Source organism: Micromonospora sp. RHAY321 (assembly GCF_023896955.1).
Classification (GTDB): Bacteria; Actinomycetota; Actinomycetes; order Mycobacteriales; family Micromonosporaceae; genus Micromonospora.
In genome coordinates, this window is record NZ_JAMHIW010000004.1 from 439,173 (window position 1) to 456,848 (window position 17,676).

Below are 17,676 nucleotides of genomic sequence, written 5' to 3' on the forward strand. Positions count from 1 at the left end.
GCCCCGGTCGGACTACGGCTTCGGGATGCCCTCGTACTGCTCCGGCACGGTCAGCCAGGTGGCCCGGTCGACCGGCCAGAAGACGGTGAACGCCCGCCCGACGACCTCGCCCTCCGGGATCGTGGCCTCGGTGATGTTCTGCCCGGACTGCTGCCAGTGCTCCAGCGAGTCACCGGAGGCGGAGCGGTGGTCGCCCATCACCCACAGCCGACCCTTCGGCACGGTGATGTCGAACTCCTGGTCGGCCGGCTTGTCGCGGACGCCGTCCATCGAGAAGATGTACGGCTCGTCGAGCGACTTGCCGTTGATCATCAGCCGCTCCTGCGGGTCGCAGCAGACCACGTGGTCGCCGCCGACGCCGATGACCCTCTTGATGAAGTCCTCGCCGTCGGGGTTGCCGCTCCACTCCGTCGGCGCCTTGAACACGATCACCTCGCCGCGGTGCGGTGACCGGAAGTCGTAGACCAGCTTGTTGACCAGCACCCGATCATCGATCTTGAGCGTGTTCTCCATGGACGGGGAGGGGATGAAGAAGGTCTGCAGCACGAAGGCGCGGACCAGCACCGCGACCAGGATCGCCACACCCAACAGGATCGGCAGCTCCTTCCAGAAGGAGCTGCGGGGCTTGTCGGTCTGCTCGTCAATCACGCCAAGGAGCCTACGTTGCCGGACCGGACGTCACCGTCCGGAACGCGCGGGAACCCCGCAGCGCGGCGACCAACGGGAGAAGCAGCAGCACACCGCCCTGCGGGGTCGGCCGGACCGGAGGCGCACCGGGGGCGGCGGTGGCCGGCGCGGACACGTCGTCGAACGTCGACGGCACCGGCAGCGTGTCCCACCGGGACGACGGCCAGACCACCATGAAGGCCCTGCCGACCACGTTGTCGATCGGCACCGGGCCCTGGCAGCGCGCATCCTGGGAGACCTCGCGGTGGTCGCCCATCACGAAGATCTGGCCGGGCGGCACGACCACCTCGTCGAAACGCCGGGAGCGGCACTCCCCCGGGTTGGGCGGCAGGTCGAGCGGGGAGTCCCGCAGCACGTACGACTCGTTGAGCGGGGTGCCGTTGACGGTGACCCGGCCCTGGCTGTCGCAGCACTTGATCCGGTCGCCGGGAAGGCCGATCACCCGCTTGATGAAGTCCTTCTCGCCGGGGCGGCTCACCCCGACCAGGTCACCGACGGTCCGGGTGAGCTTGCCGACGAAGCCCGGCTCCGGCTGCTCGTCGACCTGCGGCGCCCAGCGGTCGGTGCCCCGGAAGACCACCACCTCGCCGCGCTGCGGGTCACGGACGTCGTAGACGACCTTGTTGACCAGCACCCGGTCGCCGATCAGGAGGGTGTCCTCCATCGAGCCGGACGGGATGAAGAATGCCTGGAGCAGGAAGGTGCGGATCAGCACCGCGAGGCAGAACGCGACGACCAGCAGCAGCGGGAGTTCCTGCCAGAGGGGCATCTGCCGGCGCGCACGGCGCGCTCGACGGCGCCACGGATCGACGGTGCCGTCCTCGTCAAGCGTCTGCACCACGCCACTCCCCGGTCCGCAGAAACACCACCGCCCGGGAGCCTCGTCGAGGCTCCACGGGCGGTTGTGGACGGCTGCCCGCCACGTGGGCGGGGCCGCCGCCTCGCTGCGCCCGTACGACCAGGGTAGTGCGGTCCGGTCGGTACGGCATACGCGCAGCGCACGCGGCGTGGCGAGCGGGAAGTCAGCTGGGCTGCTTCTCCCGCTTCTCCTTGATCTTGGCCTTCTTGCCGCGCAGCTCGCGCAGGTAGTACAGCTTGGCGCGGCGCACGTCACCGCGGGTCACGATCTCGATCCGGTCGATGCCCGGGCCGTTGAGCGGGTAGGTCCGCTCGACGCCGACACCGAAGCTGACCTTGCGGACCGAGAAGGTCTCGCGCAGCCCGTCACCCTGGCGGCGGATGACGACGCCCTGGAAGATCTGGACACGGGACCGGTTGCCCTCGACGACGCGGGCGTGCACCTTGACGGTGTCACCGGCCCGGAAGTCGGGAAGGTCGGTCCGCTTCGACTGGGCGTCAAGGGCGTCCAGGATGTTCATCGCTGCGTCCTCGTAAGGCTCACGGCGCACCGTCACTCGGTGCGCGGGTGGGTGATTCTGATCCCCGGGTGGCGGTCGGCGGGCCGACCCCGGTCGGTGATCCTCGCAGCCACCCGCGGGCGCGGGCAGATGCGGCAACCCCCCTACTTTGCCACATCCCCCGGGGGTGACTGAAATCCGGCCCGGTCCAGTGCCGCGATGTCCCGTTTGTCGAGCTGATCGGCGGGCAGCGCGGCGAGCAGGTCCGGGCGCCGGGCGGCGGTACGCAGCAGCCCCTCCTCGCGCCGCCAGCGGGCGATCTTGCCGTGGTCGCCGGAGCGGAGCACCTCCGGCACCTCGTGCCCGCGCCAGCTCGGCGGCTTGGTGTAGATCGGCGCCTCCAGCAGCCCGTGGGCGTGCGACTCCTCGTCCAGCGAACCGGCGTTGCCGAGCACCCCGGGCAGCAGTCGCGTGACCGCCTCCAGGATCACCAGGACGGCCACCTCGCCGCCGAAGAGCACGTAGTCACCGAGCGACACCTCGGTGACCGGCATCCGGGTCGCGGCGTGCGTCAGCACCCGCTGGTCGATCCCCTCGTACCGGCCGCAGGCAAAGAGCAGGTGCGGCTCGGCGGCCAGCTCGTACGCCATGGCCTGGGTGAACGGGACACCGGCCGGCGAGGGCACCACCAGCCGGGGCGGCGGGGCCTGCGCGGGCGCGAGCGCGTCCAACGCCTCACCCCACGGCTCGGGGCGCATCACCATTCCCGGCCCGCCGCCGTAGGGGGTGTCGTCGACCGTGCGGTGCACGTCGTGGGTCCAGGTCCGCAGGTCGTGCACGGCCAACTGGAGTACGCCGTTGGCCCGGGCACGCCCGATCAACGACAGGTCCAGCGGGGCGAAGTACTCCGGAAAGATCGACACGACGTCGACGCGCATGCGGGGGTGCTCCAGCGGGCTAGAGATCGAGCAGTCCGGCCGGCGGGTCGACGATCACTCGTCCACCGGCCAGGTCGACCTCCGGAACGATCGCCCGGACGAACGGGATCAGCGCGGTACGACCCTCGGGGCGCCGCAGCACCAGCAGGTCGGAGGAGGGCGCGTGGTCGATCCGGGCCACCTCGCCCAGCCGCTCACCGGCCGGAGTGACCACGGCGAGCCCGACCAGCTGGTGGTCGTGGAACTCCTCCGGGTCCTCCGGGGGCTCCACGTCCGCGCTGTCCACCAGGAGCAGGGTGCCGCGCAGCGCCTCGGCGCCGTCGCGGTCCAGCACGCCCTCGAACGCGACGAGCATCCGGCCCTGGTGGAAGCGGGCCGCCTCGATGGTCAGCTCCGGGGGAACCCGGAACGGCACACCGGGCTGCCCGTCCGCCGGCTCGGGCGGCGGAACCGCCCCCGGCTCGGTGCGCAGCACCAGGCCGGGGGCGAACCGCGCTTCGGGCTCGTCGGTCCGCACCTCCACGGTGACCTCACCGCGGACACCGTGCGGCTTGCCGATCCTGCCGACGACGAGCTGCATCAGTACGAGTCGACGATGTCGACGCGTACCCCGCGCCCGCCGATGGAGCCGATCACCTGGCGCAGCGCCTTGGCGGTCCGACCGGACCGCCCGATCACCGTGCCGAGGTCCTCGGGGTGCACGCGGACTTCCAGCCGCTTGCCCCGACGGGAATCAACCATCCGCACCCGGACGTCGTCCGGGTGGTCGACGATGCCCTTGACCAGGTGCTCCAACGCCGGACGCAGAGGCATGTCAGGCCTGCTCACCGGCGTCGGCAGCGGCAGCCGGGGCCTCGGCCGGAGCCTCGGTGTTCGCAGCCTCGGTCTTCGGAGCCTCGGCCGGAGCCTCGGTCTTCGGAGCCTCGGCGGCCTTGGCGGCCTTCTTCGCCGGCTTGGCCGGGGTCTCCGGGGCGAGCCCGGCGGCAGCCTTCGCCTCAGCCTCGTACGCCGCCTTGCGGTCGGCCCGCTCGGGCGCGACCAGCAGCGGCGGCGGGGCCGGCAGGCCCTTGAACTTCTGCCAGTCACCGGTCAGCTCCAGCAGCCGCTGCACCGCCTCGCTCGGCTGAGCGCCGACGGACAGCCAGTACTGGACCCGCTCCGACTTGACCTCGATGACCGAAGGGTCCTCCTTCGGCTGGTACACCCCGACGAACTCGATCGCCCGGCCGTCACGCTTGGTGCGCGAGTCGGCGATGACGATGCGGTACTGCGGGTTGCGGATCTTACCCATCCGCAGGAGCCGGATCTTTACGGCCACAGTTGTTTCGCTCCTGTTGCGATCTCACCAGCCCGGCACGGGCGGTGTGTATGGGTGAGCGCCGACGGCACAGTGGGGTTGGGCCGGAGACTACTCGGTGGACTGGCGACGCGCCCGGGTTAGAGGGCGCCGGACGCGTGCCGGATACCAGCGACCCATTCTGCCAGATCCGGAGCCGATCTCTCGCACCGGACCCGGACACCACGCCCCGGCTCGCCCCGAGCGGTGACCGGCGACACCTCTCAGCGCACCGGCGGACGGTCCCAGCCCGGTGGAAGTTCGTCCGGTACGTCCCAGTCGGCGGGCGGTGTGAAGTCACACCAGGTGCCGTCGAACGGGAACTCACCCGCCTGGGCGAGCGCGATCACCCGCTCCCCCTCGGCCCGGACCGCCTTCTCGTCGGTCACCCAGTAGTCGTCCCCGAAGGCGAGACGCTCGACGAACTCGTCCTCGTCCTTCCACTGCCAGCTGCGATCCGGACGAACCACCACGTCGAGGTCCTGGTCCACCACGTCGACGCCGGCCACCGTGCCGTCGTCCCAGCGGACACCGGGCTCCTCCAGGTTGACGTACCACTGGGCGAACCGGTCCTGCTCGTCGCGGAACCACCAGACGGAGTGCGCCGCCCCGGTGGGCAGGAACTTCAGCAGCGGCGGCCCGTTCCAGCGGCCGTGTGCCAGCCGGTACGCCGACGAGATCCACTCGGCGAACGGCATGGCCCGCATCCCCAGCCCCGCCTCGGTCACCTCGTGGGCGACCGGCGAGTCCCGGGCGATCCAGACCAGCAGGCCGCGCTCGTCGTCACTGACCACCCGGCCCGGCCGGACCCATCCGATCCGGCCGTGCCGCACGTTGCGGTGCATGATCAGCCGACCGGGCGCGAACCGGTCGACGGGGTCGCCCGGGCGCACCTCAGTAGGAGCGGGCGAGGATCGCGACCAGGTCGGGCTCGTCCTCGGAATCCGGCACCGAGCCGTCGGCGCGCAACAGGCAACGCACGGTGACGCCCTGACCGTTCGCCTCGGCCTCGCCGGCCACGCCGACCGCCGACCACGGCACCCGCGCCCAGCCGGTCGCGGCGGCCTCGATCGCCTCGGCGAGCGTGGCCACCTCCACCGTGCGCGACTCGCGGTTGGCCAGCGCCTGGTCGTGCAGCACCTGCTGGTCGGTCTCCAGGGCGGCGAGCACCGCGCCGACCACGTCGGCCACCGGCGTCGGAGTCTTCGACCCGTCGGTCCGGCGCACCACCACCGCGTTGCCGGCGGCCAGGTCGCGGGGGCCGACCTCGACGCGTACCGGATAGCCGCGCAGCTCGGCGTCGACGGCCCGGCGGCCGAACGGGGTGTCGGTCCGGTCGTCGAGGACGACCCGGACACCGGCGTCGCGCAGGCCGTCGCGCAGCTTGGCCGCCGCCGCACCCACGCCGTCGCCGTCCTTGACGATCATGACGTACGCCTGCACCGGCGCCAGCCTCGGCGGCACGCGGAGGCCGTTGTCGTCGCCGTGGGTCATGATCAGGCCACCGAGCATCCGGGTCGACGTGCCCCAGGAGGTGGTCCACGCGTGCTCCCGGCCGCCCTCGGCCGAGGAGTAGCTGATGTCGAACGCCTTGGCGAAGTTCTGGCCCAGCTCGTGGCTGGTGCCCAGCTGCAGCGCCTTGCCGTCGCCCATCATGCCTTCGCAGGTGTACGTGGCGGTCGCCCCGGCGAACCGCTCGCGGGCCGTCTTCAGACCCACCACCACCGGGATGCCGATCACGTTGACCATCAGGTCCTCGTACGCCTCGTGCAGGATCCGCCGGGCGTAGGCGCGGGCGTCCTCACGGGTGGCGTGGGCGGTGTGCCCCTCCTGCCAGAGGAACTCGCTGGTACGCAGGAAGATCCGCGGGCGCAGCTCCCACCGGACCACGTTGGCCCACTGGTTGAGCAGCAGCGGCAGATCCCGGTACGAGTCGATCCACTTGGCCATGAACTCGCCGATGACCGTCTCGCTGGTGGGGCGCACCACCACCGGCTCGGCGAGCTGCTTGCCGCCACCGTGGGTGACCACCGCCAGCTCCGGCGAGAAGCCCTCGACGTGCTCGGCCTCGCGCTTGAGATAGCTCTCCGGGATGAACAGCGGGAAGTACGCGTTCTCCGCCCCGGCCGCCTTGATCCGGGCGTCCATCTCGGCCTGCATCCGCTCCCAGATGGCGTAGCCGGCCGGTCGGATGACCATGGTGCCGCGGACCGGGCCGTTGTCGGCCAGCTTCGCTTTGGCGATCAGGTCCTGGTACCAGCGGGGGAAGTCCTCCGCACGGGGAGTGAGCACGCGTGCCATGACCGCACATCCTATGCGTCGTGCGGGGTGCGGCCGCGCCCGGGAGGCGTCGCGCCGTGTCGCGCCCGAGCCGGTTCCCCCTGCGCCGCCGCCATCACGGCCCCTGGGCTGGCGCGCGGGACGACCGTAGACTTCGACCACCATGGTTGAATCGACGACCTCGTCGCGGCAGAGGCTGCGGGACACGATCGTGGACGCGGCGCGCGCACGGACCATCGCCGCGGGCTGGGACGCGGTCCGGATGGGCGGGGTCGCCACCGCCGCCGGGGTGAGCCGGCAGACCGTCTACAACGAGTTCGGCAGCAAGGCCGGCCTGGCCGAGGCGCTCGCCCGGCAGGAGGTCGACCGGTTCGTCGGCGACGTCCGGGCCGCTCTGGTGGCGCACGGTCCCGACGTCCGGGCCGGCGCGTACGCGGCGATCGCACACACCCTCACCGCGGCGGCGGACAACCCTCTGGTCAAGGCCATCCTGACGAGCGCACGGGGTGGCTCGGACGAGTTGCTGCCGTACCTGACCACCCGGGCCGAGGTGGTGCTCACCGAGGCGTCCTGTGCGCTGATCGAGTGGGTCGGCGACCACCTGCCGGGAGCCGACCCGGCCGCACTGGCCTTCGCCGCCGACACCATCGTCCGCCTGGTGGTCAGCCACATCGTGCTCCCCCGCGACCCGATCGACCAGACCGCAGCGGCCCTTGCCGACCTGGCCGTACGCCTCTTCGCGGCGGCCGCCCGCCCACCCCGCTGACCACCCGGCACACGAGGGCTGCCCGCAAGATCACGCTGCTTCCCGGCAGTAGTGGTATCCGCGTGGCCCCGAGGCCCCTACTTCCAGGATCGAGCGCGATCTTGCGAGGCGAGGCGAGGCGGGCGCGCAGCCCCGTCAGCGGATGACGCGGCCGCGGAGGATGGTCCGGGACGGGGCGCGGACGACGCGCAGGTCCTGGCGGGGGTCCTCGGGGTAGACGGTCAGGTCGGCGAGGCCGCCCTCGATCAGGCCGGGGAAGCCGAGCCATTCCCGGGCTGCCCAGGAGGCCGAGGCGAGCACGTCGAGCGGCGCCATGCCGGCCTGTTCGTGCAGCAGCAGCATCTCCTCGGCGGCCAGCCCGTGATTGATGCCGCCGCCCGCGTCGGTGCCCACGTAGATGGGCACGCCCGCCTCGTGCGCCGCTCGCACGACCTCCGGGAAGCGGTCCCGCAACGAGAGCATGTGGTCGGCGTACCCGGGGAACTTGGCCCGCGCCTGCTCGGCGATCCCGCCGAACGTGGCGATGTTGATCATCGTGGGGACCAGTGCGGTGCCCTGGCTGGCCATCTCGTCGATCAGACCGAGGCTCAGCCCGGTGCCGTGCTCCACCGAGTCCACCCCGGCCCGCACCATGATCTCCACGGCCGACTCGGAGAAGGTGTGCACGGCCGCGCGTACCCCGGCGTCGTGCGCGGCCCGCACGGCCGCGGTGAGGGTGTCCGCGTCCCAGGCCGGCGCCAGGTCGCCCACGCCGCGGTCGATCCAGTCGCCGACCAGCTTGACCCAGCCGTTGCCGGCCCGCGCCTGTGCGGCCACCGTCGCGGCCACCTCGGCGGCGCCGACCTCCACCCCGATGTCGCGCAGGTAGCGCTTCGGCGGGGCGACGTGCCGGCCGGCGCGGGCCAGTCGCGGCAGGTCCGGCTCGTCGTCCAACTCCGGGTACGGGTACGGCGAGCCGGCGTCGCGGATCGCCAGCACCCCGGCGTCCCGGTCGACGTGGGCAAGCTCGCGGGCCTGGTCCAGGGAGGTGATCGGGGCCCCGCCACGGGCGATGCCGATGTGGCAGTGCGCGTCGACCAGCCCGGGCAGGACGAAGCCACCGTCGGAGACCGTCTCCGCTCCGGGCACCGGGGTGAAGGTCACCCGGTCGCCGACCAGCCAGAGATCCCGGACCTCGTCGTCGGGAAGCAGCACACCGCGCACGTGAAGAGCCATGTGCACAGTCCTACCGGATCATCCGGCCGTCTGCGACGTCGCCCGCCGTCACCGACCCGTCAGCGGGGACGGTTGTCGCCGCCCTTGCCGAGCTTGTTGAAGTCGATCTTCGGGAGCTTGAAGCCGGGCGGCAGGCCCTGACCGCCGGCCAGGTCGTTCGGGTCCATCCCCGGCGGGAGCTGCGGCATGCCACCCGGGAAGCCGCCCGGCATCCCGGCGCCCGCCCCGGTACGCGGCCGACCGCCACCCTTGGTGCCCTTGCGCTTGTTCTTCGGGCTCTTGGTCGCCTTGCGCCGGCCGCCACCGGGCAGGCCCATCATGCCGCCCATCTGCTTCATCATCTTCTGCGCGTCGGCGAAACGGTTGAGCAGCTGGTTGACGTCCATCACGGTGACCCCGGAGCCGTTGGCGATGCGCGCCCGCCGGGAGCCGTTGATGATCTTGGGGGTGGTGCGCTCGGCCGGGGTCATCGACCGGATGATCGCGGTGACCCGGTCGAAGTGGGTGTCGTCCAGATCGGCGAGCTGGTCCTTCATCTGCCCCATGCCGGGCATCATGGCCAGCACGTTGGCGATCGGGCCCATCCGCCGCACCGCGATGAGCTGGTCGAGGAAGTCCTCCAGGGTGAACTGCTCGCCGCCCATCAGCTTGGCGGTCATCTTCTCCTTCTGATCGGAGTCGAAGGCCTGCTCGGCCTGCTCGATCAGAGTGAGGACGTCGCCCATGCCGAGAATCCGGCTGGCCATCCGGTCGGGGTGGAAGACGTCGAAGTCCTCCAGCTTCTCGCCGGTGGAGGCGAACAGGATCGGCTGACCCGTCACCTCACGCACCGACAGAGCGGCACCACCGCGGGCGTCGCCGTCGAGCTTGGAGAGCACGACGCCGGTGATGCCGACGCCGTCGCGGAACGCCTCGGCGGTGCGGACGGCGTCCTGACCGACCATCGCGTCGATGACGAAGATGACCTCGTCCGGGTCGACGGCGTCGCGGATGTCGGCGGCCTGCTGCATCATCTCGGTGTCGATGCCGAGTCGACCGGCGGTGTCGACGATGACGATGTCGCGTGCCGCCCGCTTCGCGTGCTCGATCGAGGCGCGGGCCACCTGCACCGGGTCACCGACGCCGTTGCCGGGCTCCGGGGCGTACACCTCGACGCCGGCCCGACCACCGAGCACCTGGAGCTGCCCGACGGCGTTGGGGCGCTGGAGGTCGGCGGCGACCAGCAGCGGCTGGTGCCCCTGACCCTTGAGCCAGCGGGCCAGCTTGCCGGCGAGGGTGGTCTTACCGGAGCCCTGGAGACCGGCCAGCATGATCACCGTCGGCGGCTGCTTGGCGAACTGGAGCCGCCGGCCCTCACCGCCGAGCACGTTGATCAGCTCTTCGTTGACGATCTTGATGATCTGCTGGGCCGGGTTCAGCGCCTGGGAGACCTCGGAGCTGCGCGCCCGCTCCTTGACGTTCGCGATGAAGCCCTTGACCACCGGCAGCGCGACGTCCGCCTCCAGCAGCGCGAGGCGGATCTCGCGCGCGGTGGCGTCGATGTCGGCGTCGGTGAGCCGACCCTTGCCACGGAGCTTGGTGAAGATCCCGGACAGGCGGTCACTCAAGGTGTCAAACACGCGAACATCCCGTTTGTCAGTGTTTCGGCGGGCACAACCCGGCCGGTGATGCGGAGTCCGGCCACCGCAAGGGTAGCCGGCCGGCCGCACGGCCGCTGTCGCCCGGCCCTGCCCGCCTACCGGGCACCCCGGCCGTGCCCCGCCGGCGCCCGCGCGACCTCACCCCGACACCAGCCCCGACTGGTACGCGAACACGACGAGCTGGGCCCGGTCCCGGGCTCCCAGCTTGCCCATCGCCCTGCTGACGTGTGTCCGCGCGGTCGCCGGGCTGACCACCAACGCCGCGGCGATCTCCTCGTTGTTCAGCCCCTCACCGACCAACCCGACCACCTGGCGCTCCCGGTCGGTGAGCGCGTCCAGTCGCGGGTGCGGACGGGGCACCCGCGACGGACGGGTGGCGAACTCCCGCACCACCCGACGCGTCACCGACGGCGACAGCAGCGCCTCCCCCTCGGCGACCAGCCGGATCGCCCGCAGCAGCTCGGCGGGTCGGGTGTCCTTGGTGAGGAAGCCGCTCGCGCCGTGCCGCAGCGCGTCGAAGACGTACTCGTCCAGCTCGAAGGTGGTGAGCACCACCACCCGCGTACCGACCAGGTCGGGGTCGGCGACGATCCGCCGGGTCGCCTCGATCCCGTCGATGCCGGGCATCCGGATGTCCATCAGCACCACGTCCGGCCGTTCCCGGCGGGCCAGCTCCACCGCGCGCAGCCCGTCGGCCGCCTCCCCGGCGAGCGCCAGGTCGTCCTCGCTCTCCACCAGCGCGCGCAGCCCGAGCCGGACCAGGTCCTGATCGTCGGCGATCAGCACCCGGATCATCGGGTCGGCTCCACCGGCAGCCGGGCGTGCACCCGGAAACCACCGCCGGGTCGTGGGCCGACGACCAGCCGCCCGCCCAGCGCGTCGACCCGCTCCCGCATCCCGGCCAGCCCGTGCCCGCCGCCGTCCCCGCCGGCCGGATCGGTCCCGCTGCGGGAGGCGCCCGTGCCCCGGTCGGCCACCTCGACGGTCACCTCGTCGGGGCGGTAGCCGACGGTCACCTCCGCGTCGGGCACGCCGGCGTGCCGCAGCACGTTCGTCAGCGCCTCCTGCACCACCCGGTACGCGGCCAGGTCCACCGCCGCGGGCAGCTCCCGGGGATCACCGTCCACGTGCAGGTCGACGGCGAGCCCGGCACCGGCGAGCCGGTCGCGCAACGCCGGAAGCCGGGCCAGGCCGGGGACTGGTCCCCGCTCGGCGCCCCGCCGTACCGCGCCCAGGGTGACCCGCAGCTCGTCGAGGGCCTCCCGGCTGGTCCGACTGATCGCGGTCAACGCGGTCTCCGCCTGCTCGGGCCGTTTCGGCAGCAGGTGCAGGGCGATCTCCGCCTGCATGCTGATCGCCGCCAGGCCGTGTCCCACCACGTCGTGCACCTCCTGCGCGATGCGCAGCCGCTCCTCGTCGGCCTGTCGCCGGGCCTGCTCGGCACGGTTGCGGGCCTGCTCGGCGCGATCGCGCTCGGCCGCCTCACGGTTGACCCGCACGACCACCCCCACCGCGAACGGTACGACCACCCACGCCGACGCGGGCAGCACTCCGGCCCAGCCCGGCGCCGGGCCCCGGGACCAGAAGACGTGGGCCAGCAGCAGCAGGAACGCGCCACCGGTGGCGAGCGCCGCCGGGCGCACCGGCAGCCGCACCGCCACCGTGTAGACCGCCACCAGAAAGGTGAGCAGGATCGGCCCGTACGGGTAGCCGAGCACCAGGTACGTCGCCGTCGCCATGGTGACCACGGCGAGGGTGGCAACCGGGGCACGCCGCCGGGCCAGCAGGGCCAACGCGGCCAGCGCGATCAGCACCCGGCAGGTGGCGTCCACCGCTCTCGACCCCGGCTGGTTGTCACCGGCCAGGCCGGTGGCGAGCAGGCCGAAGCCGAGCAGCACCAGGGCGAGCACGGCGTCGGGAGCCGCCTGGCGCACCCATTGCCCATGTGACCACCGCATGGCCGCCATTCTGCCGGCGTCGAGGCCGGGCGGCGTGCGTCCACGGGCGGCACCGCCACTACGCCCCCGGACGTACCCGCCGCCGGAGCGTCGACCGCGCCTCCCGCCGGCCGTCGCTCTCCTGGCCCGGTGGGTCTCGCGAGGCGTGATACCTCAGAGGCATAAATACGACCGTGAGGTATCACGCTCCCGGAAGTGACCGGCCGGCACGAGCGTCGGTGACCCAGCGGGACGGGATCCGGCGGCGAGCCATATTCCGGCGTGGGTCACACGGCGGCCAGGACCGCGGCCTCCAGGCGGGCTCGGGTGGCGTCGTCCGGCCAGCCGCCCACCAGGTAGAAGGCGTCGACCACGTCGGCTCCGAGCGTGGAGATGCGGGCCGCGCGGACCAGGGCGCCCGCCTCGTCGAGCGCGCAGGCGACCCGGTAGAGCAGCCCGGCGGCGTCGGCGGCGCGCAGCTCCAGCAGCACGGCGTCGGTGGCAGCCTCGCGGTGCCAGACCACCCGGGGGGCCGCGCCACCGCCCCGGGCGGCGAGCGCACGGCCGCGCAGCCGCTGGGTGACCGACACGTCGCCCGCGACCGCCCGACGCAGGTCGGCGCGGAGCGGGACCGGGTCCGGCGGCAGCCCGTAGCGGGGCTGCACCCGGCACTCGACCAGGGCACGGCCGTCGACCGCGGAGGCGTCGGCGGAGATCACTTCCAGCCGGTGCAGGGCCAGGCAGCCGGCCACCGTGGCGAGCAGGCCCCGTCGGTCCGCCGCCGCCACCGCCACGCGGTCCCCGGTCAGGTGGACGACCGGCAGTGGCCCGGCCAGCAGCGCCGGGTCCGGGGCCGGCGGTTCGGGCAGCACGCCGGTGTCCAGGGCGGTGCGGACCCGCGCGACCAGCTCGGCGACCAGTCGGCCCTTCCAGTCCGACCAGGCCGCCGGCCCGGTCGCCGCCGCGTCCGCGCGGACCAGCGCGTGCAGCAGGTCGAGGGTGCCGGTGTCGCCGACCGCCTCGGCCACCGAGGCGATGGTGACCGGGTCGGCCAGGTCCCGGCGGGTGGCCACGTCGGGCAGCAGCAGGTGCAGCCGGACCAGCGTGCCGATCAGTTCGGCCTCCCCGGCGGGCAGACCGATCCGGGTCGCCACCGCCTCGGCCACCGGCACACCGACCGTGCTGTGGTCGCCGGGCAACCCCTTGCCGATGTCGTGCAGCAGGGCGCCCAGCAGCAGCAGGTCCGGTCGTTCCACCTCGCGGGCGTACCGGCTGGCCTCGTGGGCGGTCTGCACCAGGTGCCGGTCGAGGGTGTACCGGTGCACCGGGTTGTGCTGGGGCAGGCTCCGCAGCCGGGTCCACTCGGGCAGCCAGCCGTCGATCAGCCCGTACCGGTCGCAGGTCTCCCAGGCCGGCACCAGGCCGGGCCCGGCGCCGAGAAGGGTGGTCAGCGCGGCCCGGGCCTCGGCCGGCCAGGGCGCGGGCAGCGGCGGGCAGTACGCCGCCAACCACTCGCAGGTGGCCCGGGCGATCGGCAGTCGGGTGGCCGCCGCTGCGGCGGCCACCCGCAGTGACAGGCTCGGGTCGGGGCGGGCGCCGATCGCCGTGCGGGCGAGGACCAGCTCGCCGTCGTGCTCGACCACGTCGCGGGCCACCGGGCGGCGCACGGGGTGGCCGTTCCCGCCCCGGGAGCGGCCGGAGCGCAGCCGGTCGGCGGCCCGGAAGGCGTCGTCCAGTGCGTGGCTGACCGTGCGCGCGTCGCCGGCGACGCGGCGCAGCAGAGTGTCGCCGTCCTCGACGACGGCGCCCGGGCCCCGCCCGGCGTCGGACGTGCCGAGCTGGAGTTGCCGGAGGCCGAGAAGCGCGGCCACCCCGTCACGTTCCTGCGCCACCAGCCGGTCGACGCGGCGGCCGACCTGCTGGTGCAGGGCGTCGCGGGTGTCCAGCAGGCGCAGGTGGGCGGCGCGCACGGCGGGGCGTAGCGCGTCGGTGATCCCGGCGGCGGAGATCGCGCGCAGCAACCCCACGTCGCGCAGCCCGCCGGCGGCCTCCTTGAGGTCGCCCTCCAGCAGGAAGGCCAGCTCGCCGTGGGCCTGCCAGCGGGCGGCCGTGACCTCCCGCAGGCCGGGCAACTGGCGGACGGCGGTCCGCCGCCAGTGGTCGGCGGCGGTACGGATCAGCGCGTCGGCCAGCGCCCGGTCGCCGGTGACCAGCCGGGCGTCGAGCAACCCGAGGGCCACCTTGACGTCGTCCTGGGCCACCGAGAGCGCCTCGGCGACGGTGCGCACCGAGTGGTCCAGCCGCAGGCCGGCGTCCCAGATCGGGTACCAGACCGAGGCGGCCAGCTCGTCCGTGCCGGGCACCCCGGAGTGCAGCAGCACGAGGTCGAGGTCGCCGTACGGGGCGCACTGCCGTCGACCCAGCCCGCCGACGGCGAGCAGCGCCACCCCCTCGCGTGCGGGCAGCAACCCCCGCAGGAACTCGTCGTACGCCGCCGCCCGGGCCAGCCGGGCCGGCTCGCCGATCCCCCCGGGAACGCCGACGACCTCGTTGATCAGGAGGTGCGCCTCGCCGTCACCGGCGTTCCCTGACGCGTTTCCCCTGATCAACGAGGTCATGTCGGTCGTCGTCCTGGTCAGAGGGCGTCGAGGCCGCGCTCGCCCGTACGGACCCGGACGACCTCCTCGACACCGGTGACCCAGACCTTGCCGTCGCCGATCTTGCCCGTACGGGCAGCACCGACGATGGCGTCCACGATCTTGTCCACGTCGATCTCGTCGGTGAGCACCTCGACCCGGATCTTGGGCAGGAACTCGACCGTGTACTCGGCACCCCGGTAGACCTCGGTGTGCCCCTTCTGCCGTCCGTACCCCTGCACCTCGCTGACGGTCAGCCCGGCCACCCCGAGGGCGTGCAGAGCCTCCTTCACCGCGTCCAGTTGGTACGGCTTGATGACCGCGGTCACCAGCTTCATGTCCAACCCCTCCATCCCAGGAACGTTAACCGGCGACCTTCGCGCTGACCGGCTCGGCGGAGTCCGCCTCCGGCTTGGCACCGCTCGTCGCGCCGCCACCGGGGGTGCCGATGCCGGCCATCGCGAACGCGCTGCCCGTGCCGCCACCCGCCGGGGACAGGTCGTAGCTGCTCTCGGCGTGCTCGGCGATGTCGATGCCCTCGACCTCGGCCTCGCCCCTGACGCGGAAGCCGATCGTCTTCTCGATGACGAAGGCGAGCACCCAGGCGATGCCGAACGACCAGACGGTGACGATCAGGCCGGCGAGCGCCTGCCGCCCCAGCTGGGTCGCGCCGCCGCCGTAGAAGAGGCCGTCCGAGGCACCCACCACGTCGCTGATCGCGGCGTTGACCGAGTTGGTGGCGAAGAGACCGAGCCACAGCGAGCCGATCCAACCGCCGACGAAGTGCACACCGACCACGTCGAGGGAGTCGTCGTAGCCGAGCTTGTACTTGAGGCTGACGGCGAGCGCGCACACGACCCCGGCGACGATACCGAGCAGGACGGCCGCCCAGGGGGCGACGAAGCCACAGGCCGGGGTGATGGCGACGAGGCCGGCCACGGCCCCGGAGGAGGCGCCGACCATGGTCGGCTTCCGGTCCTTGACCCACTCGACCGCGATCCAGCCAAGCACCGCCGCCGCCGTGGCGAGCTGCGTGTTGATGAAGGCGAGCCCGGCGACCGAGTCGACGGTCAGCTCCGAGCCGGCGTTGAAGCCGAACCACCCGAACCACAGCAGGCCGGCACCGAGCGCGACCAGCGGGATGTTGTGCGGCTTCATGCCCTCGCGCGGCCAACCGAGCCGCTTGCCGAGCACCAGCGCCACGGCCAGCGCGGCCGCACCGGCGTTGATGTGCACCGCGGTGCCACCGGCGAAGTCCAGCGCGTGGATGTCACCGCCGATGATCCCGCCGCCCCAGACCCAGTGGGCGACCGGGAAGTAGACCAGGGTGGCCCAGCCGAAGGCGAACAGCAGCCAGCCGGCGAACTTGGCCCGGTCGGCGATGGCGCCGCTGATCAGCGCGACGGTGATCACCGCGAAGACCATCTGGAAGGCCATGAAGACGTAGAGCGGAACACCGATGCCGCTGGGGTTCTCCGCCGTCGCGCCCCACAGGTCGGTCTCGGCGAGGAAGGTCTTGGTGCCGAGGTACGCGCCGGGGTCGCCCCAGAATCCGTTCACGTCGGCCCCGAAGGCGACGCTGAAGCCGTAGAACCACCACAGAACAGAGATGAGCCCGATGGCGGAGAAGCTCATCATCATCATGTTGAGTACGCCCTTGGCCCGGTTGAGGCCGCCGTAGAACAGCGCCAGTCCGGGGGTCATGAGCAGCACGAGGGCGGTCGAAACCAGCAGCCAAACGGTATTGGCGCCGTCGATCGTCGGTGCTTCAGGCACGCTGGCCTCCTAAAGGTGAATTTCCTCCTTCGCGGCTTTCCGGGGCAGCGTCGCCCGTAGGCCGGTTGCGCGGAAGCTTCGCGGCCGGCTGTTTCACCCACGGTCCCGTGCCGGTTTCCGTTTCGTGACGGGTTGTTTCGTACGTGTCACGAAGTCCGCACACCCGCCGGCATGGACGGTGGTGGATCACCCGGACGGCGTACGTCGATGGCCGACCGGTCAGACCCATCGACCGGCGGGCGCTCAGCGGAGGGCGTTCTCCAGGGCGTGCCGCTCGTAGTCGAGCAGCCGCAGGTCGCGCATCGGCCGGCGCAGGTGCCCCTTGTGCACGATCCGGACGAACGCCGGCTCACCGGCCGCGGCCATCCGGCGGATCCCCTCGACGTGGTCCACGATCCGCTTGCGGATGGTCCGGATGAGCCGGTGCCGGTCCCGGGGGATCAGCCCGTACGCGTCGGCGAAGAGCCGCAACCGGCGCGGCCGGTCCGGGCGCTTCCAGCCCAGCGTGATCGAGTCCCGGTCGGCGAAGATCGGCACCCAGGTCCAGGCCGCGTACGCCACGTCGTAGATCCGGGCGCCGGGCGAGGCGAGGTCGAAGTCGATCAGCCCGAGGGTGCCGTCCGGCCGCCAGATCACGTTGTGCGGGGCGGCGTCGTGGTGGCAGATCACCTCGGTGTCCGGCGGCGGTGGCCCGAAGGAGCGCCACACCGCCTGCGGCGGCGGCGTGAACCCGTACTGCGCGTCGTGGAACATCCGCAGCATCGTGGCGACGGTGACCAGCGCCTCGTCGGTCACCCAGTGCGGGGCGAGCGGGTACTCCCCGCACTCCCCCTCCAGGTACGACAGCACCTCGCGGTTGCGCTCGTCCATGCCGAGCGCCCTGGGGGCGCCGGTGAAGCCGACGTACTCCAGGTGCCGCAGCAGGGCGTGCACGGACGGGGTCCACGGCCCGGCGTTGCGGCGGACCGTGTCGCCGACCCGGACCACGGTGCTCACGTTGCCGCCGTGCAGCGGGATCTCCTGCGAAGTCACGTACGGTCTCCCGAGGCGCTGCGAGGGGTGGCCGGGGTCGCGCCAGCCCGCGTACGCGCGATCGTCAGTGGTCAC

At 72.7% G+C, this 17,676-nt stretch carries 18 protein-coding genes; 1 reads left to right on the forward strand and 17 read right to left on the reverse strand.

Going from position 1 to position 17,676, the window contains the following annotated elements; genetic code table 11:
• Window positions 1-12: 12 nt before the first annotated feature.
• The 9 genes from lepB (M8C17_RS13125) to proS form a co-directional block, all read right to left on the reverse strand.
• A complete protein-coding gene (gene lepB, locus M8C17_RS13125; RefSeq protein WP_252416708.1) occupies window positions 13-648 on the reverse strand; it encodes a signal peptidase I in 636 nt (211 codons plus the stop codon).
• Between the two features lie 10 nt (window positions 649-658).
• Window positions 659-1,528, reverse strand: coding sequence for a signal peptidase I (gene lepB / locus M8C17_RS13130; RefSeq protein ID WP_252416709.1), 870 nt, complete (start codon window positions 1,526-1,528; stop codon window positions 659-661).
• Window positions 1,529-1,709: 181 nt separating this feature from the next.
• Window positions 1,710-2,066, reverse strand: a complete 357-nt coding sequence (rplS, locus tag M8C17_RS13135; protein ID WP_007456548.1) for a 50S ribosomal protein L19 — start codon at window positions 2,064-2,066, stop codon at window positions 1,710-1,712.
• A 143-nt stretch (window positions 2,067-2,209) separates the two neighbouring features.
• Window positions 2,210-2,983, reverse strand: coding sequence for a tRNA (guanosine(37)-N1)-methyltransferase TrmD (gene trmD, locus M8C17_RS13140; RefSeq protein WP_252416710.1), 774 nt, complete (start codon window positions 2,981-2,983; stop codon window positions 2,210-2,212).
• A gap of 19 nt (window positions 2,984-3,002) precedes the next feature.
• On the reverse strand, window positions 3,003-3,563 hold the full coding sequence (gene rimM, locus M8C17_RS13145; RefSeq protein ID WP_252416711.1) for a ribosome maturation factor RimM: 561 nt from the start codon (window positions 3,561-3,563) through the stop codon (window positions 3,003-3,005).
• Window positions 3,563-3,823: an RNA-binding protein gene (locus M8C17_RS13150; protein WP_172862164.1), complete on the reverse strand. Its 261-nt coding sequence runs from the start codon at window positions 3,821-3,823 to the stop codon at window positions 3,563-3,565. Before M8C17_RS13150 ends, rimM begins: the two co-directional genes overlap by 1 nt.
• On the reverse strand, window positions 3,798-4,301 hold the full coding sequence (rpsP, locus tag M8C17_RS13155; RefSeq protein ID WP_252416712.1) for a 30S ribosomal protein S16: 504 nt from the start codon (window positions 4,299-4,301) through the stop codon (window positions 3,798-3,800). The genes M8C17_RS13150 and rpsP overlap by 26 nt, the downstream gene beginning before the upstream one ends.
• A gap of 242 nt (window positions 4,302-4,543) precedes the next feature.
• Window positions 4,544-5,164, reverse strand: coding sequence for a DUF402 domain-containing protein (locus M8C17_RS13160; protein ID WP_252416791.1), 621 nt, complete (start codon window positions 5,162-5,164; stop codon window positions 4,544-4,546).
• A 49-nt stretch (window positions 5,165-5,213) separates the two neighbouring features.
• A complete protein-coding gene (proS, locus tag M8C17_RS13165; RefSeq protein ID WP_252416713.1) occupies window positions 5,214-6,620 on the reverse strand; it encodes a proline--tRNA ligase in 1,407 nt (468 codons plus the stop codon).
• Between the two features lie 142 nt (window positions 6,621-6,762).
• Here proS and M8C17_RS13170 point away from each other — a divergent pair, with 142 nt between their 5' ends.
• Window positions 6,763-7,365: a TetR/AcrR family transcriptional regulator gene (locus M8C17_RS13170; RefSeq protein WP_252416714.1), complete on the forward strand. Its 603-nt coding sequence runs from the start codon at window positions 6,763-6,765 to the stop codon at window positions 7,363-7,365.
• A 135-nt stretch (window positions 7,366-7,500) separates the two neighbouring features.
• Here M8C17_RS13170 and M8C17_RS13175 read toward each other — a convergent pair whose 3' ends face one another.
• The 8 genes from M8C17_RS13175 to M8C17_RS13210 all read right to left on the reverse strand — a co-directional run bounded on the left by M8C17_RS13175 (window position 7,501) and on the right by M8C17_RS13210 (window position 17,676).
• Window positions 7,501-8,580, reverse strand: coding sequence for an amidohydrolase family protein (locus tag M8C17_RS13175; protein WP_252416715.1), 1,080 nt, complete (start codon window positions 8,578-8,580; stop codon window positions 7,501-7,503).
• Between the two features lie 59 nt (window positions 8,581-8,639).
• Window positions 8,640-10,199, reverse strand: a complete 1,560-nt coding sequence (ffh, locus tag M8C17_RS13180) for a signal recognition particle protein (protein WP_252416716.1) — start codon at window positions 10,197-10,199, stop codon at window positions 8,640-8,642.
• A 159-nt stretch (window positions 10,200-10,358) separates the two neighbouring features.
• Window positions 10,359-11,015 (reverse strand): response regulator transcription factor, encoded by a 657-nt coding sequence (locus tag M8C17_RS13185; protein WP_252416717.1) that lies wholly within the window; start codon window positions 11,013-11,015, stop codon window positions 10,359-10,361.
• On the reverse strand, window positions 11,012-12,178 hold the full coding sequence (locus M8C17_RS13190; RefSeq protein ID WP_252416718.1) for a sensor histidine kinase: 1,167 nt from the start codon (window positions 12,176-12,178) through the stop codon (window positions 11,012-11,014). Before M8C17_RS13190 ends, M8C17_RS13185 begins: the two co-directional genes overlap by 4 nt.
• A gap of 266 nt (window positions 12,179-12,444) precedes the next feature.
• Window positions 12,445-14,775, reverse strand: a complete 2,331-nt coding sequence (locus M8C17_RS13195) for a [protein-PII] uridylyltransferase (protein WP_252416719.1) — start codon at window positions 14,773-14,775, stop codon at window positions 12,445-12,447.
• A 17-nt stretch (window positions 14,776-14,792) separates the two neighbouring features.
• Window positions 14,793-15,131: a P-II family nitrogen regulator gene (locus M8C17_RS13200; protein WP_174537509.1), complete on the reverse strand. Its 339-nt coding sequence runs from the start codon at window positions 15,129-15,131 to the stop codon at window positions 14,793-14,795.
• A gap of 25 nt (window positions 15,132-15,156) precedes the next feature.
• On the reverse strand, window positions 15,157-16,569 hold the full coding sequence (locus M8C17_RS13205; RefSeq protein WP_252416720.1) for an ammonium transporter: 1,413 nt from the start codon (window positions 16,567-16,569) through the stop codon (window positions 15,157-15,159).
• Between the two features lie 243 nt (window positions 16,570-16,812).
• Window positions 16,813-17,676 carry a phosphotransferase gene (locus M8C17_RS13210; protein ID WP_252416721.1) on the reverse strand — a complete coding sequence of 288 codons (864 nt, stop codon included), beginning with the start codon at window positions 17,674-17,676 and terminating at the stop codon, window positions 16,813-16,815.